At 71.5% G+C, this 21,595-nt stretch carries 18 protein-coding genes and 2 pseudogenes; 15 read left to right on the top strand and 5 right to left on the bottom strand.

What is annotated here, in order from left to right:
• Positions 1–7: 7 nt before the first annotated feature.
• Positions 8–295, bottom strand: coding sequence for a hypothetical protein (locus CP969_RS31735; protein WP_016823756.1), 288 nt, complete (start codon positions 293–295; stop codon positions 8–10).
• A gap of 334 nt (positions 296–629) precedes the next feature.
• Between CP969_RS31735 and CP969_RS31740 the strand changes: the two genes are divergently transcribed.
• Both CP969_RS31740 and CP969_RS31745 read left to right on the top strand, forming a co-directional pair.
• The gene (locus CP969_RS31740) at positions 630–2,381 is read left to right on the top strand and encodes a hypothetical protein (protein ID WP_016823755.1); all 1,752 of its coding nucleotides are present in this window, start codon (positions 630–632) and stop codon (positions 2,379–2,381) included.
• Between the two features lie 318 nt (positions 2,382–2,699).
• Positions 2,700–3,212, top strand: coding sequence for a hypothetical protein (locus CP969_RS31745; protein ID WP_144055230.1), 513 nt, complete (start codon positions 2,700–2,702; stop codon positions 3,210–3,212).
• 457 nt (positions 3,213–3,669) lie between these two features.
• Here the strand turns inward: CP969_RS31745 and betT are convergent, their stop codons facing one another.
• Positions 3,670–5,946 carry a choline BCCT transporter BetT gene (betT, locus tag CP969_RS31750; protein WP_016823753.1) on the bottom strand — a complete coding sequence of 759 codons (2,277 nt, stop codon included), beginning with the start codon at positions 5,944–5,946 and terminating at the stop codon, positions 3,670–3,672.
• 622 nt (positions 5,947–6,568) lie between these two features.
• Here betT and CP969_RS31755 point away from each other — a divergent pair.
• The 7 genes and pseudogenes from CP969_RS31755 (at position 6,569) to CP969_RS31785 (ending at position 10,707) form a co-directional block, all read left to right on the top strand.
• Entirely contained in the window at positions 6,569–6,775 is a 207-nt protein-coding gene (locus CP969_RS31755; RefSeq protein ID WP_026084708.1) for a hypothetical protein, read from the top strand.
• Positions 6,776–7,115: 340 nt separating this feature from the next.
• Positions 7,116–7,505: an effector-associated constant component EACC1 gene (locus tag CP969_RS31760; RefSeq protein ID WP_051044348.1), complete on the top strand. Its 390-nt coding sequence runs from the start codon at positions 7,116–7,118 to the stop codon at positions 7,503–7,505.
• A complete protein-coding gene (locus tag CP969_RS31765; protein ID WP_039830633.1) occupies positions 7,498–9,039 on the top strand; it encodes a caspase, EACC1-associated type in 1,542 nt (513 codons plus the stop codon). The genes CP969_RS31760 and CP969_RS31765 overlap by 8 nt, the downstream gene beginning before the upstream one ends.
• Before the next feature lie 54 nt (positions 9,040–9,093).
• On the top strand, positions 9,094–9,381 hold the full coding sequence (locus tag CP969_RS31770) for a hypothetical protein (RefSeq protein ID WP_016823750.1): 288 nt from the start codon (positions 9,094–9,096) through the stop codon (positions 9,379–9,381).
• 11 nt (positions 9,382–9,392) lie between these two features.
• A complete protein-coding gene (locus CP969_RS31775) occupies positions 9,393–9,836 on the top strand; it encodes a hypothetical protein (RefSeq protein ID WP_016823749.1) in 444 nt (147 codons plus the stop codon).
• 206 nt (positions 9,837–10,042) lie between these two features.
• Positions 10,043–10,264, top strand: a pseudogene (locus tag CP969_RS31780) (DUF397 domain-containing protein); the annotation flags it as partial.
• Between the two features lie 2 nt (positions 10,265–10,266).
• Positions 10,267–10,707, top strand: a complete 441-nt coding sequence (locus CP969_RS31785; protein ID WP_016823748.1) for a hypothetical protein — start codon at positions 10,267–10,269, stop codon at positions 10,705–10,707.
• Positions 10,708–10,887: 180 nt separating this feature from the next.
• Here CP969_RS31785 and CP969_RS31790 read toward each other — a convergent pair whose 3' ends face one another.
• Together CP969_RS31790 and CP969_RS31795 are read right to left on the bottom strand one after the other, a co-directional pair.
• Positions 10,888–11,490: an HD domain-containing protein gene (locus tag CP969_RS31790; RefSeq protein WP_016823747.1), complete on the bottom strand. Its 603-nt coding sequence runs from the start codon at positions 11,488–11,490 to the stop codon at positions 10,888–10,890.
• A 28-nt stretch (positions 11,491–11,518) separates the two neighbouring features.
• Positions 11,519–14,374, bottom strand: coding sequence for a type 1 periplasmic-binding domain-containing protein (locus tag CP969_RS31795; protein ID WP_016823746.1), 2,856 nt, complete (start codon positions 14,372–14,374; stop codon positions 11,519–11,521).
• Positions 14,375–14,735: 361 nt separating this feature from the next.
• On the opposite strand from CP969_RS31795, the gene CP969_RS31800 reads away from it, so the two are divergent.
• Positions 14,736–15,278, top strand: coding sequence for a hypothetical protein (locus tag CP969_RS31800; protein ID WP_016823745.1), 543 nt, complete (start codon positions 14,736–14,738; stop codon positions 15,276–15,278).
• Between the two features lie 586 nt (positions 15,279–15,864).
• Here CP969_RS31800 and CP969_RS31805 read toward each other — a convergent pair.
• Positions 15,865–16,629, bottom strand: a complete 765-nt coding sequence (locus CP969_RS31805; protein WP_016823744.1) for a CDP-alcohol phosphatidyltransferase family protein — start codon at positions 16,627–16,629, stop codon at positions 15,865–15,867.
• Positions 16,630–16,737: 108 nt separating this feature from the next.
• Here CP969_RS31805 and CP969_RS31810 point away from each other — a divergent pair, with 108 nt between their 5' ends.
• From CP969_RS31810 to CP969_RS34070, 5 genes and pseudogenes are all read left to right on the top strand, one after another.
• On the top strand, positions 16,738–17,715 hold the full coding sequence (locus CP969_RS31810) for a zinc-dependent alcohol dehydrogenase (protein ID WP_016823743.1): 978 nt from the start codon (positions 16,738–16,740) through the stop codon (positions 17,713–17,715).
• 225 nt (positions 17,716–17,940) lie between these two features.
• A complete protein-coding gene (locus CP969_RS31815; protein ID WP_004980772.1) occupies positions 17,941–18,339 on the top strand; it encodes a 6-pyruvoyl trahydropterin synthase family protein in 399 nt (132 codons plus the stop codon).
• Positions 18,336–19,517 carry a glycosyltransferase family 4 protein gene (locus CP969_RS31820; RefSeq protein ID WP_016823742.1) on the top strand — a complete coding sequence of 394 codons (1,182 nt, stop codon included), beginning with the start codon at positions 18,336–18,338 and terminating at the stop codon, positions 19,515–19,517. Before CP969_RS31815 ends, CP969_RS31820 begins: the two co-directional genes overlap by 4 nt.
• Complete coding sequence (locus CP969_RS31825) at positions 19,514–20,578, top strand: class I SAM-dependent methyltransferase (RefSeq protein ID WP_016823741.1); 1,065 nt, start codon at positions 19,514–19,516, stop codon at positions 20,576–20,578. Before CP969_RS31820 ends, CP969_RS31825 begins: the two co-directional genes overlap by 4 nt.
• Positions 20,575–21,477: pseudogene (locus CP969_RS34070) on the top strand (lysylphosphatidylglycerol synthase transmembrane domain-containing protein); the annotation flags it as partial. The gene CP969_RS31825 and the pseudogene CP969_RS34070, both read left to right, overlap by 4 nt.
• Positions 21,478–21,595 lie beyond the last annotated feature (118 nt).

Genomic DNA, 21,595 nt, shown 5'->3' on the forward strand with positions numbered 1-21,595 from the left:
CCTTGAGTTAGGAGGCCCAGGAGTCGTAGACCTCCTTCCGTGCCCCGGCCGACAGGCATCCGGTCTCGCCGTCCAACCCCTTCTGCCCGTCCTGCAACTTCTTCAGGACCTTGTCGATGTCGTCTCCCAGCCCGCCGACGTCCTCTCCGGCCTTGTTCCATGCCTTCTTGCTGGAGAGGAGTCCCCTGGTGGACGGCCCCGGTCCGTCGTCCGGCGGAAGCTGGTTGAGTTGCGTCTGCGTACCGTGCCGCTGAATGGCGTCCTGCTTGAACTGTTCCCACTCATCCCATGCCATGCGTCGTGCCTCCCCGTAGCCTGGGCTCCCCTGCGGTCGGGCAGCTTACCCAAGTGATCACCGACCGCTGTCGGCTGCTTTCCGCCAGGTCGACGCTGCGGAGACCGGATGAATGAGCCCGATGTTCGTCCTGGTCGCAACCAAGGCGAAGGGTGGACTTATTCATTTAGTCGGCATCAAACACCCATCGTGGTGCGGGTGAATCCTGCGTGTTCGTGGAGCGACGGAGCGGGACGTGGATTGCCACTGGACCGCAGGGCATCGAGCCATAGACTTCGGCGGTGAACGCCGACGACGTCCGGCCGTTGTGCGCCCTCGTGGGGGAGGAGATCCAATGCAGCACCCTTCGGATTCGACGGAGATCGCCGAGCCTGAGGAGAACGGCCGGAGCGACACCGCCGACCCACCTGCTGTGGACGATCCGTCGTCGAGCTCGGACAACGACTCGACGACGACGGTCCTGGTGGAGGTGCTCCCCGGGGTGGCTATCGTCGCCGGTGAGGTCCCGCCGGAGTTGAAGCCCGATCTGATCGACTTCGGGATCGTGCCGGCTGCCGACCGCAAGCAGATCTCAGCGATCCTCGCCTCGATCGGCAACGCGGCGACCGTGGTCGGTAATCTCAGAAACGCGTTCGCCAGCATGCAGGGGCTCTACAGGATCGACGCCACGTCACAGGCCCTGCTGAACAGCGGCGCGACGCTCGCCGTCAAGGACGGCGGGAACCTCGGAGCGGTGATGGCTCCCGGCCGCATCCTGCGTCAGGTCCGCCTCTACTCCGCGAATGCGGTGAGCAAGGCGCAGACTGCGGCCTCGATCGGGCCGGCGCTGGCCATGGTCGCCCTTCAGGTGATGCTGAGTGAGGTCTCGGGCCTCGTCAGGACCAACCTCGCGGTGACAAACCAGGTCCTCACCGCCATCCGCAAGGATCAGTGGGCCGAACTGACGGGGCTCGTCGCCGCCATCGATCGCGCGGTCGACCAGGCGCGAGAGATCGAATCGGTTCCGACGTCCCTGTGGGAGGACATCGCGGGCAGTGGAGCGCTGCTGCAGAAGCAGCTTGAACTCTACCGAGGGAACGTCCGCGACCACGTCGGGCAGATCGGTCAGCCCGACGCACGCAGCCACCGTGAGTATCTGCAGACGAACGCCGAGGCGATCGTCTTCGACGCCCACGCCCTCCTGTCCTCCCTCAAGGCATGGACCGGGTATCACGCGCTCCGCGCCGCGAGGGCGAGAGCCGCTGGACGCGAAGACGCTGCCGAGGCGCAGTACGCCGAGGTCATCGCGCGCGACACCCGCGCGGAGTTCGACTCCGCTCTCGCCGAGACGACGAGCCTCGTCGACGCGCTGACGCGGGAGCTGCGGATCATCGCCGAGCTCGCCGGCCCCGACGCATGGCCGCTGCCGGGGAAGCGGAAGGACGTGAAGGCGGCCCGCGAAACCTCCGCCCGTCTGTTGGAGGCGATCGAGCCTCTTGCCGATGCTCTCCATCCGCCGACCCCTTCGCTCGGGGCGCCGAACGTCGTCTGCGCACCCGAATCGCTGGATCTCGAGCCGTACCTTCGCATCCTGCGATGGTTCCTCGGCGACGGCGAGTCCCTACGCGTCCTCGGCTTCCCCGACCAGCTCGATGCCCTCGGTCCCGTTTCTGCGATCCTCGGCGGAGCGAAGGAGAAGTTGGCGGCAGCGAGGGACAAGGCCGCGGTAAAGACGCTGGTCGCTGTCACGAATCGCCGCATCCTCACGGCCAAGACGAACGCATTCCTTGAGCAGGGCGAGATCCGTCAAGACATCCCGACCGACCAAGTGCGATACGTCCGAGCAGCGACCACACAGGACAGGAGCGCGCGCTTGGCGGTCGACCTCATCACACGCGACGAGAACATCCGGTGGCTCTTCCACGTTGACATCGACAACACTCAGGTGGACGCGCTCGCCGCCGTGCTTGCCGAGTCGATGACGATCCCGGACGCTGAACGCGATGAGCTTCAACGGCGGCGCCACGCCCCCATTGAGGCGGGCGAGAAGAGCGAGAGTGCTGGCATGAGGTCTACGGAACCGACTGGATCCGAGGCCACGACCTGAGATGCCGAGCAGGTCTCGAGCCAATGGACGAGGGGCCGCCCCGACCGCACGTACCGAGCCTGGTCATGTGCGGCGGTAAGCATGGGTGCCGGACGCAGGCATCCGCCCGCACTGGGAGAAGAGCGACGGGGTTGCATTCGGAGCGGATCAGGGAAAACTGGCAGTATGTCACGGCGGCGGAGGATACCGGCCACAGGAGGAAACCGCCCCCGTCTCCGTCGGCCCCGGCCGCCGGCAAGAGGTGCCGACGGGGCTGTCGCCCGTTGGGGGAGGATCGCCACCGCCACGTTCACCTTTCTGGCGCTCGTCGCTGGTGTGGTGGGGCAGTTCCTGGGGATCTGGAAGGGGCTTCTGGAGCAGTTCGGCGGCTCGGAGTCACCGCAGCCGACTGCTTCCGGTTCGCCGTCCGGTGTGCCGGGACCTTCGGCTGCTTCTTCATCCACCTGCGGCACGTCGAGCGACGATGTCGTTCTCGAACTGGACGGGAAGCCGAGCCGTACGGCGGCGCGCGTGGTCGCCACGGTGTCCTGTGTCCTCGCATCCGGTGACCACCTGGCCTGGGTGGTGCGGAAGGTCACCGGTACGGCTGACAATCCGCGTGTGCATTACACGCTGCGAAGCGCCCTGAACCAGGGGCCGGGCAGCTACACCTACGACGCTGTTCTCCGCACGACGGCACCGGGGTCCGAGCGCACCGTTTCCGTACTGCTGATGAACAGCGACACCTACCGGTCGGTGAGGGCGACGAGGGATCCCGAGACGGGTTATGTGCAGCTGCCGCACCCGCCTCCCGTCGTGTCGAACTCCGTGCTGATCAAGACGCCGGAGTGAAGTCGGCAACTGCTGCGGGCCGGCGTCGGCCGAGATCACGTCCGCGTCGACGAGGCGAGCGGGGCGGAGGTGTCCCGGCCGGGAAGCACCGCGCACCAGGCCGTGCTCGCCCCATGCCTCTACGAAGGAAGAACGGAAGAAGACCGTCCAGCGGATCGCCGACATGTTCGGCATGCCCCGGTCGATGGTCATGGACGCCCGCACCGTCTTGCCGGGGCCGTGGCGGCGGCGGTCGGTGACGTCCCGGTCGTCGGCCGGGACGGCGACGAGGAGGAGGCCGCGGCCGGACTCGGTGTCGGGCGGACGAAAGGCGGGCCCCGCACCGAGGGCCGGCGCGGGGGCCTTGCCGTGCCCGGCCGGCTCCGGGAGGGCGGGGGCGCCACGAGAACTGGCGGCCGGCTCGCTCGTGGGACCGCGAAGCGGGTGGCGCGGGCGTCGGCGGCCGGTGGAACGGCGCCTACGCCTTCGGTCCGATGCCCGCTGTGTCCGTACCGGCGTCGTCCTGCGGCTCCGCGGGCTCCATCGCCGAGACGGCGCCCGTGGCGGTCGCGATGGACGGCGTGAGCACCGAGGCGTAGGCGTGCTCGGTGGAGTAGGCGAGGAAGCCCAGGTGCGCCTCGTAGCGGTCCAGGACGTCGTCGATCACCTGCTGGGGGGACAGGCCCATGAGGTCGTAGCCCTCGGAGCCGGTCTGGGTGAACACCTCGACCCGGTAGTAGACGTCCGTCTGGCGGGACATGCGTCCGCCGAACATCGGCACCGGGGCCTCGACGGCCTGCACCTGGTAGTGGAAGTCGCGGTGCTCGGGGATCGCGACCACCAGCGCGTGGCTGGGGATGCCGGTGTGCTCGTTCGGGACCAGGTCCAGTGTGGCCTGGTAGCCCTGCTTCCCGAATTCGCGGACCACGTCGGCCAGCGCCGGCTGCACGGTGCGCTCCATGAACTGGGCCACCTGCTTCTTCGAGGGGTAGGAACGCATCCGCTCCAGCCGCTGGCGCCAGGTGCGCTCGGGCGCGTGGCCGCCGTGCGCCGCCGACGACTGCCGGCGCAGGACCCGGCCCTCTCGCTCGGCCCGCTCCATGCGCAGGACCTTGGAGAAGGAGGCCATCACCAGCCAGGCGATGACCGTCACCGGCAGGGCGAAGATGAGCGTCGCGTACTCCATGGTGGTGACCCCGCCGGCCACCAGCATCGCGATGGTCAGCACCGCGGTGAGCACAGCCCAGAAGATGCGCAGCCACTTCGCCCCGTCCTGCGACGGCTTGGGGATCGAGGAGGAGAAGTTGGACATCACCATGGCGCCGGAGTTGGCGCTGGTGAGGTAGAACAGCAATCCGGACAGCGTGCCGAGGCCTATCAGGAAGCCGGCGCCGGGGAACATCTCCAGCAGTGCGAACCAGCCCTTCTCCGGGCTGTCCATGGCCTGCTGGGCGAACTCCGTGTTCCCGTTCAGGACCTGGTGCATGGCGCTGTTGCCGAAGATGCTCACGATCAGGAAGTCGCAGAGCACCGGGGCGGTGACGGCGGCGATGACGAACTCGCGCAGCGTCCGGCCGCGGGAGATGCGGGCGAGGAACAGGCCCACGAACGGGCCCCAGGCCAGCCAGAACGCCCAGAAGAACAGGGTCCAGCCGGACATCCACTCGGAGCCCCCCTCCTGGTAGGCGAAGGTCTGCAGGGTCCGGTCCGGCAGGGAGAAGACGAAGCGGCCGATGTTCTCCACCAGCGCGTTGAGCAGGAACGCCGACTCTCCGGTCACCAGGATGTAGAGCAGCATGGCCGCCGCACTCCAGATGTTCAGCTCGGAGATCAGCCGGATTCCCTTGTCCACCCCCGAGGTGCAGGCGGCGATGGTCATGATCACGGCCACGACCACCAGCGCGATCTGCAGGGCCAGGCCCTCCTGGAGACCGAACAGCCAGGCGAAGCCGACGTTCAGCAGCACGACGCCGATGCCCATGGAGGTGGCGACGCCGAAGACGGTGCCGACCAGGGTGACGATGTCGATGGTGTCGCCGATCCCGCCGCGGACACGCTTGCCGAGCAGGGGGTACAGGGCGGCCCGGATGGACAGCGGCATGCCCCAGCGGTAGGCGAAGTAGCCCATGGCCATGCCGAGCAGCGAGTACATGGCCCAGCCGGCCACGCCGTAGTGGAACATGGTCCAGACCACGGCGTCCTGGGCGGCCGCGGCCGTTTGGCCGTCGCCCGTCGGCGGAGCCATGTACTGGGTGATGGGCCCGGTGACGGAGTAGAAGAGCATGTCGATGCCCACACCGGCGGCGAACAGCATGGCCACCCAGGTGAAGAGCTTGTACTGCGGCCGGGAGTGGTCGGGGCCGAGCCGGACGGAGCCCTCCTTGGACAGCGCGACCCAGAGGACGAACAGGATCACCACGGTGACGGTGAGGACGTAGAACCAGCCGAGGTTCTCCGCGATCCAGGCCACCGTGGTCTGCATGGTGCCGGCGGCGTGCGCGGGCATGAGCATGGCCCAGAGGGAGAAGGCGACGATGACGGCCGAGGCGATGACGAAGACGCGCCGGTTGACCCTGGGGCCGGGCTCCTCGATGAGTTCCGCGGGGGCCTTGCTGAGCTCCTGGCTGGAGACGGGAGGACGGTTCTCGGCCTCCTGGCCGTGGTGCCGCCGTTCGGTGCCGCCGAGGTGACGGCGTTCGATCGGGGCCTTCGGCGGCCGGCCCCCGGGGTGGGACGTGTCTGCGGCTTCGTGCATGCGGTCCTCCTCCTGTCGGAGACGAGTTCGGGCGGGCGTCGGCGTGGTCGGACGTCCGCGGCCTCGATCCGATGAGATGGGGAGGCCGTGCAGTGGGCGCCCTGTCGTGGGGCCTCCTTAGATGTTAGAACTCATGACAAAACGACCTCCGTGAACCGCTCCGGGGTCGGCGGAGCTCTCAGGCATTGCTTGTGACCTGGGCTTTCGTGGTGCTCAGGCAGTGGTTGGCGGCTTCGTATCCGGTGGGTTGAATGTGCCTTATCTCACCGTGAAGGCGGGTTTGGTCGTACCGGTCGGTTACTGCCGCGCGGGGTGGAGGAGAAGGGCGTGCCACCAGCAGCGACGCCTGTACGGGAAGGTGCTGTACGTGGGGCGGCGCAGTCCTCGTCCTCGTGCCGGTCCACGCCGGTGAGCCGGTCGCGGAGGTCTTCGAGGCTGAACTCGTCGAAGCTGAACTTGTCGAGGCGGCGCTCTCGTGGACGGGGCGGCGGCAGCCGGGGCACGGCCTGCTCATCGACGACCGGCATGTCGAATTCAGATCGGTGTCGCCACTCCACTCCAAAGAGTGTTGGAGTTCTGTGAAAGGGCCGCGAGGCAACAGATGCAGTGGTACGACTGCTGCATGACCTCGAGCTATCGCACGAAGGACGGTCACACCGTGGGCCTCGGCGGCACCGTGTGGGGGGTGAACGGGGAAGGCCCCTTCACCCTCACGAAACCCGATTCCGCTCCGTCCGGGTGGGTCTGCATGGTGAGCGCTGACGGCGAGGACGTGCGCCTGCACGCTCCGGAGGACGTCGCGATCTACTACAACCGGGCCCGGCGGTAGAAGGTCCGAGGGGACGCTCTGCTCCGCAGCGTGTGCGGGCGGTGGATCGAAGGCGTGGCCGCGGAGCAGGCCCGCCGCGGCGCGGCGGTGCACGAGGAGGGGAAGCGCCAGGAGCGGGGCGGACCGGCCGCACGGCGGCCGTGCTCGGCCTCTCGACCATCCCCGTGGGCCCGGTCGCCGGCCTGATCGAGGTCACCGCGCAGCGCCGGGGGGCGGTGGACGCCGTGCCTGGAACGGGCCCCCGGAGACGGCGGACGACCGGCCGGGGACGCTCATGGAACGAACATCGGCGTACAACGCGGCCCTACGGACTGGGCGGACCATCGACTTGGAGGCCCCGATGCCTGAACCGATCTCTCCGCAGGAACCCGAAACCGCCACGGAGGCTGCCGGGGCACCGTTCGAAGTCGTCCTGACGGTCTCCGAACAGGCCGACGTCGGTCCGTTGTTCCGCCGTCTCGGCACCGTCCCGGAAGCGACCGTCACCCGAAGGCGCTCCGGCCCGGACGAGGGCGAGCTCGGCGTCGTCGAGGTGCTGCAGTTGCTCGTGCCTTCCGCGGCGGTGCTCACTGTCGCGATCCGGACGCTGCCGGCGTTCATCAGGTCCCGGCGGTCGTCCGTGACGGTGACGCTCACCCGGGGGGACCGGTCCGTGACCCTCACCGGTGAGAACCTCGACGACCCCCAGAAGGCCTTCGAGATCGCCGACCGCCTGCTCGGCGATGACTGACCCGGCAGACCGGGACTACTCCCGGTCGCGTGCGGTCCTCATGGGCACCTGGGGCTACACGGACTTCGAGCCGGCCCCCGCGGTCGAACGGAGCTTCGACCGGATGCGGGACCTGCTCCTGGACCCGGTGTGCGGCCCGTGGCCCGAAGAGTCCATCGTGCCGTTCGACAACCGCCCCACGCTCGGCACGACCCAGGTCGAGCTCATCGACGCGCTCGTCGAGGCCACGGACGTCGCGTTCTTCTACTACGTTGGCCACGGGATCTACGATCACCGCGAGCGGCTGTGCCTCACCGTGGGCGACACGAGGATCGACGCGCACTACACGGCCGCCACGGGGCTGCCGTTCGAGGCTGTGCGGGACGCGTTCCGCTTCAGCCGAGCCGCGGTCAAGATCGCTGTGCTCGACTGCTGCTACGCGGGGCTCGCCACGGAAGAGTACGGCCGCCTCTCCGCCGACCGCCTGCCCCCGGTGTCCGGCGCGTACGTGCTGATGAGCAGCAGCGCGTTCGAGACCTCCTGGTACGAGAAGGAGGTCGTCGCCGACGCACAGACGTACTTCACCAAGGCCTTCGTGGACACCGTGCGTGCGGGGATCCGCGGCGCACCGGCCGGCCTCACGTTCGATCACATCTTCGGCGTGGTCGCCGACCAACTCGTCGAGAACGGCAGGCCCGAGCCGGGCCGCCGCATCGAGGACCACGCCGCCGGCTGGGTGTTCGCCCGCAACAACGCCCCCGACGCCCCACCCGAACCCGGCGCCGACCCGGACGCCGTCTACCGCGAGGCGTACCGCCGCGAGACCAAGGAGGGCGTCGAACGGCTGCCTGTGATCACCGCGATGTACCGTGCGGCGGCCGAGGCCGGACACACGCCCTCGATGAACCGGCTCGGACAGATCGCCGAAGGCCGGGTCCAGGCGAGGATGCAGGGCATCGAGCCGGGCCCTGTCGGCGGTGCGGCGCTCCTGGAGGCGACGCAGTGGTACACGAAAGCCTCCGAAGCCGGCGACCCGGTCGGCCCGCTTCACCTCGGACAGCTCTACGAGGAGCAGTACAAGGACCAGGACCGGGCGTTGTACTGGTACGCCCTCGCCGTGCGCCGGGGCAACGGCGCGGCACGGGAACGGCTGACCGGACTGGAGCAGCGCATCCGCCTCGGGGTCGACGCGTCCCGACAGCCCGGGGGCGAGAACGACGAGGAGCCGGAGCCGGCGCGCCCGGCGCCCCCGACCGACGTCACCGTCGCCGACCTCACCGCCGAGGTACTGCGGCAACGATGGCTGGCCGACTGGGACGGCATGGAGCCGCTGGCGTTCGCCCAGTGCCTCGACGTCCTCACCGACGCCTGCGGCGGCCCCTACGGCGAGTGGGCGGCCCTCGACGAGACGGAACGAGAACGCCTCCTCACCGACTTCACCGCACGGCTGCCACGCAAGGCGGACCTCGCGAGCGCGGCGCGCCGGTACCACGAGGACGTCGGCCCGGGGAACCTCCGCGCCCACGCCGCCGGACTCCGCCGCCGGGCGAAGTGATCCGAACCGAACCACAGGACACCCCAGGACACCACCAGGACAAGGGAGTGCGACATGGCGATCCCGGAAGTCGGCACGGCACTCCGGCAATCCCTCGAACGCCACCGGTTCTCGCTCCGGCCGCAGCCCGAAGCGAGAACCGGCGAGGAGATCGTCCACGTCGTCCTCGACAGCGTCGGGGGAACGTTCCACGCCGGCCGGGTGGACCACCACCTGGGACTGTGGAGCGCCTTCGCCGTCGTGCGCGATCACGGGCTCTTCCGTACCGACGAGGTCGGCCGGTACGAGTCGTTCGAGGATGCCGTGCTCGCCGTCCTCATGAGTTTCACCTACGTCGAGTAGGAGGCGCCGGAATGCGCGTCGAACCCCGATTCCGTGACCAGATCAAGTGCCTCGTCCTCAAGGACCGCAGGGCCAAGGCGCTCGACGAAGCCCTCTCACCGGTCGACAGAGTCGCCTTCAACGATTTCCTCGTCTCGGTGGTCGCCGTGCTCCTCGCGCCGCGACTGGGCGACCGGTGCGACGTCGATGACCTCGCGGCGTTCAGCGACGAGGTCGCCGCCGGGCACCGAAGCGAACGGCGACCGGTCAACGAGTTCGTCGTGGAGGAGGTCCTCCGGCACGTGTACGGAGTGCCGCGGCTCTTCCGGACGATCCCGGTACCTCCCACAGCCGTGTCCGGGGCGGGCGCGGCGATCGTGCGGCACCTGAACACCACGGACGCCGGCGTCGCCGCCGGCATCGACCGCGTCCTCGACGCGGCTGTGGACCTCCACCGACGCCGCACCCGGCAGTGATGCCGTACGGCCGCCGCCCCGGAACACGGGTCCGTACATGGGGCGGCGAACCCGTGCGCGGTGCGGGGGCCGCGCCGGCGGGGGTTCGTCGAGGGCACCCCGTGATGATCCGCGTGGTGGGAACGGGTGTTGCAGTCTCGTGAACAGGCGGGCGAGGGCGGAGCCTTGGCGCGGGCGCGTGTACCGGCCGGTCCAAGAGCAGCTACAGCAGTGAGGAAGGCGGAGAGTGCGTCGAAGGCGCCGTCGACGCTGTCGCTGTCCACGTGCGTGACGCGGAGCATGTGCGGGAGTGCGGGCCTGTACCGGGGGCGGGGCCGGCGGCGTGGGCGGCGTTGCTCGAGGCGAGGGAAGCTCGTGGGTGCTGTGAACCGCCCGTGCACCGGCCCTCCGCCGGAGATCCACCGGGGCCGGGGCCCATAGCCTTCTGATCATGGCCGACATCCATGAACTCCAGCTCGCGCTCGACCTGCCGGACTCGCTTTCGTCCCAGGACCTCGCCCTGCTCCGCTGGCACCTGGGAGAGGGAGGCGGGCGAGGGGACGACGGTTACGCGTACCCCCTCTGGGGCGACCGGGGACCGGCGCTGCGGATCGGGGGCGTGCTGGTCGGAGAACTGCGCTCCGACGGTTCGGGATGGGCGCTGACCGTGCGGCAGGAGGCGCACCCCGACGAGTTCGACGATCTGCGCCGGATGGTGCTGTGGCTCGGCGCGCGTACGACGACCGTGGGCATCATCGGATACCTCCGTTTTCACGAGGCGCACCTTCCCGACGTGCTGATCGCGCGGTCCGGAGCCGTTCACCGCGCGATCCTGCGGGTGGACGGGGTCGTCGCGTCGGTGGCCGAGGTGATCCCCGACCCCTACGCGTGAACCGCGGCCCGCCACGGAGAACCACGATCCGCGCAGTGGGTTCCGGGGCAGGACCGACACGTCCGAGGCCGCGGTACAGCGGAAAACCTCTCCTGACTCCGGTCAGCACCGGTCAGCGCCGGCCGTCGCCGACCGGGGTGAGTGTTCCGCCCCCGGTCCCGGCCCGGCGACGAGCGACGGTCACGGGTGGACGGACACGCCGCCGCACGGCACCGGCCGGTCGAGGTCGGGGTCGCCGAACTCGGTGCGCAGGGCCCGGAAGGCGGTCACCTTGTCCTCGCCGAAGCGGCGGACGTGGGCGGCGTACTCGTCGGGGGAGAGGAACGCCGAGGGCCGGGACTTGGAGTGGAACTTGTCCGCGTACATCACCAGCCGCTCCTCCGCCGTCACCGCCAGGTAGTCGCCGGGAGGCAGCGGGAGGTTCTGGCTCGTGATGTCGTGCCGCGTGAGCCCCACGCCGGTGTGGTGGGAGCAGAACCGGCACAGGACCTCGGGAAGGCCCTCCTCCTCGAGGATCTCCTGGCCGAGCAGTCCGTGCCGGATGTAGTTCGCGTGGTCCAGCCGTCCGTCGTGCCCGTAGAGGCGGTAGACACCGATGTCGTGGAGGAGGCAGCCGGCGCGGACCAAATCGGCGTCGAGGTGGGCGAGGTGCGGCGCGGAGAGGAGCTGCTCGGCGATGCTCCAGACGATCTCGCAGTGCGTGTGGACGAGCGCGAACGCCTCGGCGGTGGGCGCGTGCTTCTCGTGCAGCGCACGGATCTCTTCGGGTCCCGGAATCCTCATCCGGGGAGCGTAACAACCGCCGTTCCGGCTAATCGATCGCGCACTCCTGCACATCGAGCGGCTCGGTGCTGCCGGCCGGTCTGCTGCACAGGACCTCCGTCTGCGAGACGCCCTCCGGGGTTCTCCGGACCCGCTTGAGGAGGATGCTGTGGCCGTGCCGTTCGCCGTACAGGGGCGCGTCGGTGAAGTCGATCGTTCCGGTGGCCATCCCGTCGAGCCTGACGCTCCTGAGGTTGACCCAGGTCGCCGCGCGGCTCTGGGGCACGTCCTCACGGCTGGCCGCCCAGTACAGCGCGCGCGTGGCGTCGTGGGACAGGGCGGTCTGCCCGCTGGCGAAGTCGGCGGCGTCATACGTGGCCTTCCTGCCCTCGAGCCAGGGGAGGTGGTGGGTGGCGTTCTCGTAGAAGGCGGTCCTGGACGCCGCCTCCCTCAGCTCGGCCAGGGCCGCGTGGTAGAGCGTGATCCGCGGGGCCACGCCGTCGCGGCCGCCCGTGTCGGAGAACCTGGCCTTGCTCAGGTCGTCGCCCGTCAGGATCGAGATCTCCCTGTTCGCGCAGCCCGGCTGGGTGCTCAGCTGGGTCATCAGCGGGCCGATGTCCTCCACCCGTCCGGCGAAGTAGATCACCGAGGGGACGTTCGCCCCCTGGCAGATGCGCTCCGCGTGCAGCCGCAGCTCGGGGTCGCCGTTCGCCACCCGGTAGCTCTGCCCGGGCAGCATCCGGAAGCCTTCCCGCTCCAGCATCTCCCCACCGTAGGCGGCCTGCTCGCTGGTGTACCGGTCCTGCGACTTCTCGGTGTCACGGGCCAGCACCAAGGCGTACGGGGCCTTGCCGGGGGTGAGCATCTGCCGGGCGATGAGACCGAGCGCCTGCGCCTGGTGCTTGTCGGGGGCCGCGAGGCTGAACCAGTTGGAGAAGTCCTCCGGCAGGTAGGTCGCCGAGTTGGTGCCGGAGACGATGGGCACCCCCGCCGTGTGGAGCCGTTGCGTGACGTCGGGGCTGCTCTGCAGGTCACGGCCGAAGCCGACGACGCCGACGACGGTCGGGTCGTGCTCGGCGTACTCGGCGATCGCGTCGGCCGTGACGCGCTGGTGTCCCATGTCCGCGCCGCCGTTGGCGAGCAGCACGCGCAGCTTCACCGTGTGGTTCTCGTTGACGACGCGCTGGGCGAGGTACACGCCGGTCAGCTCCTCGACGCCCTTGACCGGGGAGGGGGCCGCCGGGGAGGAGCTCAGGGGGCCCGCGTACACCACCGTGACGTAGTTGCCGGAGTGGCTGCGCAGCACCTCGGCGTTCTCCTCGTTGACCAGATCCTCCAGTTCGCGCAGCCTCTCGCCCTTCTCGTCGGCCGTATCCTGGAGGTACGTGCCGAACCGGACGTCTCCGGTGGCTATCCCGACGCACTCCGTACCGTCGCCGCCGGGCGCGGAACGCAGTTCGGTGTCGCGGTTGGCGGTCAGCAGGCCCGCCGAGCAGTACGTCCGGTGCAGGTCGTAGGAGCGGACGGCGCCCGCGGTGACGGCGAGGGCGAGGGCGAGGACGAGGCTGTACGTCGACCACACCACGCGGGTCAGGGGCGGCCGGTGCCCGGCCCTGACGCACCGCCAGTCCGACTCCCGCAGCTGCACCAGCTCCTCGTGGGGCAGCGGGATCCTGAGCACCCAGGGCAGGGCGTTCGTCCTGCTCGGGGACTGGTCGGCCCGGAGGTTCCCGGCCCATTCGTCGTACCAGTCCCGCAGCCGCTGCTGGAGACGCGAGGGCCGGTACCGGGACGGTGGCGGGGTGACCGGTGGACCTCCACCCGCACCGCGGTCGAGCAGCGCCGCGTCGTTCGCCGCCACGCCCGCCACGATCAGCAGCGGGTCGAGTTCGCTGCGCCGGCTGCGGACGTCGCTGACCGCCTTGATCAGCTCGATGCCGCCGTTCTCCGGGCCTATCCGGCGCAGGAACAGCATCGGCGGGCGCGTCCGCTTGAACCCCCGCAGATCCCAGCTGCCGCGCCGGTGGTTGTCCCGCAGGTCCTCGAAGAGCGCCAGCACGTACAACTGGAGGGGGAACGGGCCGCCTTCCCGCATGGCCTCGGACACGTCGTAGGCGCGGGCCGCTATGGCTCTCCAGGAACGGACGGGCCGCAGCAGTCGCACGCTGGTCGACTGACGGCGGGCGGCGGACTGGAGGAACGTCGTGGTCAGGAACCACCGGCTCTCCCTGCGCAGCCACAGGAAGAGGGGCGCGCGTCCGGGGACGTGGTTCAGGGCGGCGAGCAGGATCATCAGTCCGATGCCCGCCAGGACGGCGATGTACCACTCGGGGCGGGTGAGCAGTGCGGTGAAGGCTCCCAGGACGCCCATGGGGAGGAACTGCTGCACGTCGGTGAGCAGCATCTGCCGGTACCGGTGCGAGGGTCTGCGGGGACGCCAGCGCTGCCGGGCCAGGACACGCAGCAGATGTGTCTGGGCCCGCTCCCGCTGGGCGTTCCCGTCCGGAGTGCCGGCGGGGGCGGTCGGCCAGTGCTCGCGCATCTCCGGGTCCTCGGTGGCCTCCTGGAGGGCACGCACGAGGCCCAGGCGGGGGAAGGAGTAGGGCCGGTAGGCGGCGGACCGGTCGCCCCACTTCCTGGAGTCGCCGAGGTCGCACAGGAGCCGCACGGCCCGGGCCGTGGGATCGAGGTCCTCCGGCTGGGGCCCGGTCGGGGCGACGGCCAGGCGCGTGCCGTGGCGCTGCTGTCCCTTGCGCAGTTCTTCGACGAGTTCGACGACGCGGTCGTCGTCCGCGGGGTCCTCGGCGTGCAGCACGATCACCGGCATCGGAGGATCGCTGGTCCGGAAGTCCTGGATCAGGGACTCCAGTTGCCGCTGGACGTCGATCCCCGCCTCGGTCGACATGCCGTGGTCCCTGTCCGGGCAGTCCTGAGGGAAACTCCGGTCACGGCCGTGCATGGACACCCCCCGTGGTCGTAAGACACATGTGTCACAAGCGCTTTGCGAGGATAACGCCTGCCTCCGACAACCGCTCCCGGCGGAACAGTGGTCCGTCGGCGGCGGTCGTGCCGGAAGCCGGCGGGTGGCGTCACCGGGGTGCTGGACAGGAGCATCGTGCTCGGGCCCGGCGATTCCGGGGCCGGCACGTGCGGTTCACACGATCGGGTGGCGCTGTGCGGTGCGGGCACGTGTCGGCCGCGCGGTCCGTTCGATCCGGTGACGGGGACATCTCGCCCCTTCTCGGTACGGACCAAGGGAATACCGCATGACCCTGCATTTTCACCGCAACCCCGACGGCACGACGACCGGGCGCAACGACGCCAACGGCTTCACCGTGACGCACGCCGAAGAGGAGGAGGCGAAGAGGCTGCTGTACGAGGACGCCGGGTGGGAGTACACGCCTCCACCGCCTCCGGTGCCGCCCGGCTTCCACCGGTTCTCGCTGGTGCACGACGAGTTCCGGGCCGTCGGGTTCGGGGACGAGCGGTACGCGGGTCTGCGGGCGCGTCCACCGGAAGGCTGCGTGCCGGTCGACTGGGGGTGCTTCGCCCTGGAGTGCGAGCGTCCGGGGAAGACGCTCCTGGACGCGGTCGCGGGTACCGTCGCGGAAGTCCGCCGCGAGCACGGGCTGGTGATGAACAGCCTGGGGGTCGAGAAGCCCGAGGAACGGCTCGACGCCGACACCAGGGACGGGCATGCGGCGAAGACCGTCGCGCACCTGGTGCTGAGGGCGGCTCACCGGGCCCGTCTGCTCGGGTACGGACGCAAGGACCTGGTCCGGTTGCTGGACGCGGCGGGCATCGAGTGACCGGTGGGACGCCCGGTGCCGGCCGTCGGGTGCTTCGACGGCCGGACCGGCTCAGAGGGAGGCTCGGCGCCGTGGAGCGGGCGGAGCGGGCAGGAGGCGGGTCGGCCGGGGTGAAGCGGGGACGAGGGTGAGTGCGAGGGTCTTGAATCCCTTCCCTCTCGTGCGCCGCCGGTGAGCTGCCCCGTCCCTTCTGCGGTTCGCTCCACACCGCAGTGCCTTGGCAGCCGACTCCGTTGACGGCGTGGACACGGTTCTTCCCCTTGCGCTGGAACACCACGGTGCTCGCTAGCCGTGTCCCGAGGTCGACGGTTGCCGGGTCATGGCTCATGGCACGCCATACGTCCCGGACTTCCTCGTTCGGGCCCGTAGGGGGCCTCTGTGTCTTTCGTCAAGCGAGCCGTGGGGTCCTGGGCTCGTAGAAGGTCCCGTCGGCGCTGCCGTGGCTGGTGCCGGCGGCCGTGACGGCGATGGTGGCGGGACCGCTCCCGAGACGCCCGTGACCGCCTCGCGCCCCGCGCACCTCGCCTCGTCCCACACCCCGCTCACCCGCCGCGCCTTCTCCCGCACCCCGCTCACCCGCCGCGCCTCACCCCGCGACCAGTTCCCGCACCTCGGCGGTGGCGGCAGCCCCCACCCGCACCTGCGACGTCCGCCACAGCCACCGCACGTCGCGGCCGAACGACCACACCAGCAGCCCCAGCGCCAGCGCCACCACACCGACGTTGACCCCGTGCGGCAGCAGGTCCGCGCCCGCCAGCAGCAACAGCACCCCCTGGAGCGCGGCCACCGTCTTGCGGGCCGTGCTGGGCGGCAGCGGGGCCGTCAGCCAGGGCCAGAGGCGCGCCGCCGCGACGAAGACGTACCGCATCGTGCCGATCAGCAGCACCCACGGACCCATCGCCATCGACACGTACACGCTCAGCACCAGGATCAGGAACGCGTCCACCTCCATGTCGAAGCGGGCGCCCAGCGGGGTCGACGTACCGGTCCTGCGCGCCACCTTCCCGTCCACGCCGTCGAGGATCAGCGCCACGGCGGTCAGCCCGACGAGGAGGGAGACGGGCGGCGAGTCCTGGAACGAGTCGGCGACCAGCGCCGTCACACCGCCGACGAGGACGGCCCGGCCGAGGGTGACCCGGTTGGCCGCGCCGAAGGAGCGCAGCCGGGACCGGTGCAGGGCCCGGGAGAGCACCGCCCAGGTGGCGACCGCGAACGCGAGGCCGGTCAGCCAGCCCGCCGGGCCCATGCCGATCGCCGGACCGATCAGGGCCAGCAGCAGGACCTGTACGCCCGCCCCCACGGCGGTCTCCTGCTGTACGAGCCTCGCGTCGTAACTGTTGTTCAGGGCCACCGAACACCCTCCGGCCGTGTGACAGAGTCGATCAACGCCGCTACCTTGTGCGCGGCTTGTGCACCCCTCGGTACGCGCGCAGCTTCCCGATCGTTCAGGAGGACTTCGATGAACCGCACCGCCCGCGCGTTCTGGCTCGACTCGCCCGGACGAGGGGGGATCCGCGAGGTCGACCTGCCGGTTCCCGGCGAGGGCGAGGTGCTGGTGCGCTCGCTCTGCTCCGGGGTGAGCCGCGGCACGGAGACGCTCGTCTTCCGCGGCGAAGTGCCGGAGAGCCAGCACGCGGTCATGCGGGCGCCGTTCCAGGAGGGCGACTTCCCGGGGCCGGTGAAGTACGGCTACCTCAACGTGGGGGTGGTGGACGAGGGTCCCGGGGAGCTCGTCGGCCGGACGGTCTTCTGCCTCTACCCGCACCAGACGCACTACGTCGTCCCGGCGAGCGCCGTCACGCCCGTGCCGGACGGCGTACCCGCCGCACGGGCGGTGCTGGCCGGCACCGTGGAGACCGCCGTCAACGCCCTGTGGGACGCGGCGCCCCTGGTCGGCGACCGGATCGCCGTCGTCGGCGGCGGCATGGTCGGCTGCTCGGTGGCCGCGCTGCTGGCGCGCTTCCCCGGCGTGCGCGTTCAGCTCGTCGACGCCGACCCGGCGCGGGCGAACACCGCCGAGGCGCTCGGCGTCGGCTTCGCCCTGCCCGGGGACGCGCTCGGCGAGTGCGACCTGGTGGTGCACGCCAGCGCCACCGAGCAGGGGCTGAGCCGGGCACTGGAACTGCTCACCGCCGAGGGCACGGTCGTCGAACTGAGCTGGTACGGCGACCGGAAGGTGAGCCTCCCGCTGGGCGAGGCCTTCCACTCGCGCCGGCTGGTCATCCGCGGCAGCCAGGTCGGCACGGTCTCCCCGGCCCGCGCGAACCGCAGCTACGCCGACCGGCTCGCCCTCGCCCTCGACCTGCTCGCCGACCCCGCGTTCGACGCCCTCGTCACCGGCGAGTCCGCCTTCGAGGACCTGCCCGGCGTCATGCCGGGGCTCGCCTCCGGAGAGATCCCGGCACTGTGCCACCGCATCCGCTACGACGCCCCGTGACAGCGGCGGAGGAACGGCGCGTCACCCTCCCCGGCACGGCCCCGGTACGGCCCCGGTGCGGCCCCGGTGCGGCGCGTCCTCCCCCCCCCGCGGCGACGCGCGTACGCCTGACCTGAGAAAAGACGTGGGGGACGCTGAACACGGGGAGGAGGTCAGCCGTACTACACGGCATCCTCGGCGGAGATCGGCCGGGGAGCAGACGCGCCGCACCTGGAGGGTCGTCCGTTGTTCAGCATCACCGTCCGCGATCACATCATGATCGCCCACAGCTTCCACGGCGAGGTCTTCGGACCGGCCCAGCGCCTGCACGGGGCCACGTTCCTCGTGGACGCCACGTTCCGGCGCGAACAGTTGGACGAGGACAACATCGTGGTCGACATCGGACTGGCCACGCAGGAACTGGGGGCCGTCGTCGGGGAGCTGAACTACCGCAACCTCGACGACGAGCCCGACTTCTCGGGGATCAACACCTCCACCGAGTACCTGGCCAAGGTCGTCGCCGACCGTCTCGCCGAACGCATCCACAAGGGAGCGCTGGGCGAGAACGCCAAGGGCATCGCCGCGATCACCGTCACACTGCACGAGTCGCACATCGCCTGGGCGAGTTACGAGCGTGCCCTGTGACCGACACGACCATCGACCGGGCCCGCCTGGACTACGTTCCCCGGCAGGCGTCCCATCCGAGGAACGACGGGATCATCCCCATGTCCCTGCGCACGGTGCACTTCGTGATGCCGGGCGGTGTCGACGACCCGACCGTGCCGAGCGGCGGCAACGCCTACGACCGGCGGGTCTGCCTGGACCTGCCCGGCTTCGGCTGGCAGGTCGACCGGCACGCCGTGACCGGTGGCTGGCCCCGCCCGGACTCCGCCGCCCGCGCGCGGCTCGCCCGCACCCTGCGGGAACTGCCGGACGGCGCCGTCGTCCTGCTCGACGGGCTGGTCGCCTGCGGGGTCCCCGACATCGTCGTCCCGGAGGCGGAACGGCTGCGCATGGCCGTCCTGGTCCACCTCCCGCTCGGCGACGAGACCGGGCTCGAGGCCGCCCTGGCCGCCGAACTGGACGCCCGCGAGCGCGCGGTGCTGCGGGCGGTGCCCGCCGTCGTCGCCACCAGCGACTGGGCGGTGCGCCGTCTGGTCTCCCACCACGGCCTCGCCCCCGAGCGGGTCCACGTCGCCGCCCCCGGCGCCGACATCGCCCCGCTGGCCCCCGGTACCGACGGGGTGTCCCGGCTGCTGTGCGTGGCCGCGGTGACGCCGCGCAAGGGGCAGCACCGGCTGGTGGAGGCGCTGGCGTCCGTCGCCGAACTGCCGTGGAGCTGCACCCTCGTCGGCGGGATCACCCAGGACCCCGAGTACGTCGCCCGGCTGCGGTCCCTGATCCGCGCGCACGGCCTCGAGGACCGGCTGGAGCTGGCGGGACCGCGCTCCGGCGCCGAACTCGACGCCAGCTACGCCGCCGCCGACCTGATGGTCCTCACCTCGTACGCGGAGACGTACGGCATGGCGGTCACCGAGGCGCTGGCGCGCGGCATCCCGGTGCTGGCCACCGACGTCGGCGGGCTGCCCGAGGCGGTGGGCCGGGCGCCCGACGGCGGAGTGCCCGGCATCCTCGTCCCGCCGGAGGACCCCGCGGCCATCGCCGCCGAACTGCGCGGCTGGTTCGGCGAGGCCGACGTGCGGCGCCGGCTGAAGGCCGCCGCCCGCAGCCGGCGCGCCGCGCTCGGCGGCTGGGCGAGCACCGCGCAGAGCCTGGCGGCGGTGCTGCGCCGGCTCCCGGCCGAACCCCGGAGGGCGGCATGAGCGAACCGGCGACCACCACACGGCACAGCGGCACGGTTCCGGCCCAGCCCGGTCCCCGGGACGTCGCGGGGTCCGTGACCGACCGGCACCGGCAGGAGGGCACCGTGGAATCCGAGAGCACCGTCGCCCGGCACCCCGTCATCCCCGGCGCCGGCCCCGTGCCCGGCCCGGGGGAGCGGGCCACCCTGCGCCTGCGCGACTCCGGGGAGCCCGGGGAGGGGGCCGGGGAGCCGCCCCGGTACGCGCCCGAGTGGCTCCGGCTGCGGGAGCCCGCCGACGCCGCCGCCCGCTCCCACGACCTGATCGACCCGCTGCGCATCCGGCTCGCCAACCTGCCGCGGCGGGCCGGCGGCCTCGTCGTCCACGACATCGGGTGCGGCACCGGCTCGATGGGCCGCTGGCTCGCGCCCCACCTGGACGGCGCCCAGCACTGGATCCTGCACGACCGCGACCCCTACCTGCTGCACTTCGCCGCCGTCGCCTCCCCGCGCTCCGCCGCCGACGGCAGCCGCGTCACCGTCGCGACCCGGCGCGGCGACGTCGCCCGGCTCACCCCGGACGCGCTGGCCGGCGCCTCCCTGGTGACGGCGTCCGCGCTGCTCGACGTCCTCACCCGCGAGGAGGTCGGGGCCCTCGCCGCCGCCTGCGCCGGAGCCGGCTGCCCGGCCCTGCTCACGCTGTCCGTCGCCGGACGCGTCGAACTGAGCGCGCCGCACCCGATGGACCAGGAGATCACCGAGGCGTTCAACGCCCACCAGCGCCGGGGCGGTCTGCTCGGCCCGGACGCGGTCACGGTGGCGGCGGAGGCGTTCGGCGAGCACGGCGCGACGGTACGGCTGAACCCCAGCCCCTGGCGGCTCGGCCCCGAGCAGGCCGGGCTGACCGAGCAGTGGCTGCGGGGCTGGGTCGGCGCGGCGGTCGAGGAGCGCCCCGAACTGGCGGAGCGCGCCGACCGCTACCTGACCGGGCGTCTGGCGGAGTGCGCGGCGGGGGAGTTGCGGGTCGTCGTGCACCACAGCGATCTGCTCGCCCTGTGCCGGCCGGTGGACGGAACCGCATGAGCACGCGGACGGACCGGGTCGCCGAGGCGGGGGCGCCCGTACCGGACCGGGCCGCCTCCCGCGGCCTCCCGGCCCGTCTCACCACCCGTACGGCGCGCACCCGCCTCGGCACCCTCGCCGGTGCCGCCCTGCTCGTGGTCCTGGTGTGGCGCCTGGGCACCGGCGCCTTCCTGGACGGGCTGCGCCGCATCGACGGGCCGGCACTGCTCGCGGCGCTCGGGATCGGGCTGGTGACCACCGTCTTCAGCGCCTGGCGCTGGGCACTGGTGGCCCGGGGCATCGGGATCCGGCTGCCGCTCGGTCCGGCCGTCGCCGACTACTACCGGGCCCTGTTCCTCAACGCGGCGCTGCCCGGAGGCGTCCTCGGCGACGTCCACCGGGCGGTGCGGCACGGACAGAGCACCGGTGACCTGGGGCGCGGGGTACGGGCGGTGGTCCTGGAGCGGACCGCCGGACAGCTCGCGCTGTTCGTCGCCGGGGGTGTGGTGCTGCTGACGGCGCCGTCCCCGGTACGGGACGAGGTCCGGCACGCCGCCTTGCCGGCCGCGCTGGCCGCGCTGGCCGCGCTGGGAGCCTGCGCCGTCGTGCTCGCCCTGCGCATGAACCGGGCGCCGGCGCGCCGGGGCCGGGCGCTGCGCGGGGTGCTCGCCGAGGCGCGCGAGGGGCTGCTCTCCCGACGCAACGCGCCCGGGGTCCTCGTCTCCTCCGCCGTGGTGCTGGCCGGCTACGTCGCGATGTTCGTGCTCGCCGCCCGGGTCGTCGGGGCCGGTGCCTCCGTGCCCGAGCTGCTGCCGCTCGCCGTGCTGGCGCTGCTCGCCATGGGCCTGCCGCTGAACGTCGGCGGCTGGGGGCCCCGGGAGGGCGTCACCGCCTGGGCGTTCGGCGCCGCCGGACTCGGGGCGGGCCGAGGACTCTCCGTCGCGGTGGTCTACGGGGTGCTCAGCCTCGCGGCGAGCCTGCCCGGGGTGGTCGTGCTCGTCGCCCGCTGGTACGCGGGGCTGCGCGCGGGAGCGCGGA

Source organism: Streptomyces viridosporus T7A, from assembly GCF_008704515.1.
In the GTDB taxonomy this organism is placed as follows: Bacteria; Actinomycetota; Actinomycetes; order Streptomycetales; family Streptomycetaceae; genus Streptomyces; species Streptomyces viridosporus.

Excerpts from the sequence above, each read along its gene's own strand:
- CP969_RS31795 (WP_016823746.1), bottom strand. The coding sequence starts at position 14,374 with ATGTCGACCGAGGCGGGGATCGACGTCCAGCGGCAACTGGAGTCCCTG.
- CP969_RS31740 (WP_016823755.1), top strand. The coding sequence starts at position 630 with ATGCAGCACCCTTCGGATTCGACGGAGATCGCCGAGCCTGAGGAGAAC.
- CP969_RS31775 (WP_016823749.1), top strand. The coding sequence starts at position 9,393 with ATGCGCGTCGAACCCCGATTCCGTGACCAGATCAAGTGCCTCGTCCTC.
- CP969_RS31810 (WP_016823743.1), top strand. The coding sequence starts at position 16,738 with ATGAACCGCACCGCCCGCGCGTTCTGGCTCGACTCGCCCGGACGAGGG.
- CP969_RS31760 (WP_051044348.1), top strand. The coding sequence starts at position 7,116 with ATGCCTGAACCGATCTCTCCGCAGGAACCCGAAACCGCCACGGAGGCT.
- CP969_RS31755 (WP_026084708.1), top strand. The coding sequence starts at position 6,569 with ATGACCTCGAGCTATCGCACGAAGGACGGTCACACCGTGGGCCTCGGC.
- CP969_RS31770 (WP_016823750.1), top strand. The coding sequence starts at position 9,094 with ATGGCGATCCCGGAAGTCGGCACGGCACTCCGGCAATCCCTCGAACGC.
- betT (WP_016823753.1), bottom strand. The coding sequence starts at position 5,946 with ATGCACGAAGCCGCAGACACGTCCCACCCCGGGGGCCGGCCGCCGAAG.
- CP969_RS31800 (WP_016823745.1), top strand. The coding sequence starts at position 14,736 with ATGACCCTGCATTTTCACCGCAACCCCGACGGCACGACGACCGGGCGC.
- CP969_RS31825 (WP_016823741.1), top strand. The coding sequence starts at position 19,514 with ATGAGCGAACCGGCGACCACCACACGGCACAGCGGCACGGTTCCGGCC.
- CP969_RS31735 (WP_016823756.1), bottom strand. The coding sequence starts at position 295 with ATGGCATGGGATGAGTGGGAACAGTTCAAGCAGGACGCCATTCAGCGG.
- CP969_RS31785 (WP_016823748.1), top strand. The coding sequence starts at position 10,267 with ATGGCCGACATCCATGAACTCCAGCTCGCGCTCGACCTGCCGGACTCG.
- CP969_RS31765 (WP_039830633.1), top strand. The coding sequence starts at position 7,498 with ATGACTGACCCGGCAGACCGGGACTACTCCCGGTCGCGTGCGGTCCTC.
- CP969_RS31790 (WP_016823747.1), bottom strand. The coding sequence starts at position 11,490 with ATGAGGATTCCGGGACCCGAAGAGATCCGTGCGCTGCACGAGAAGCAC.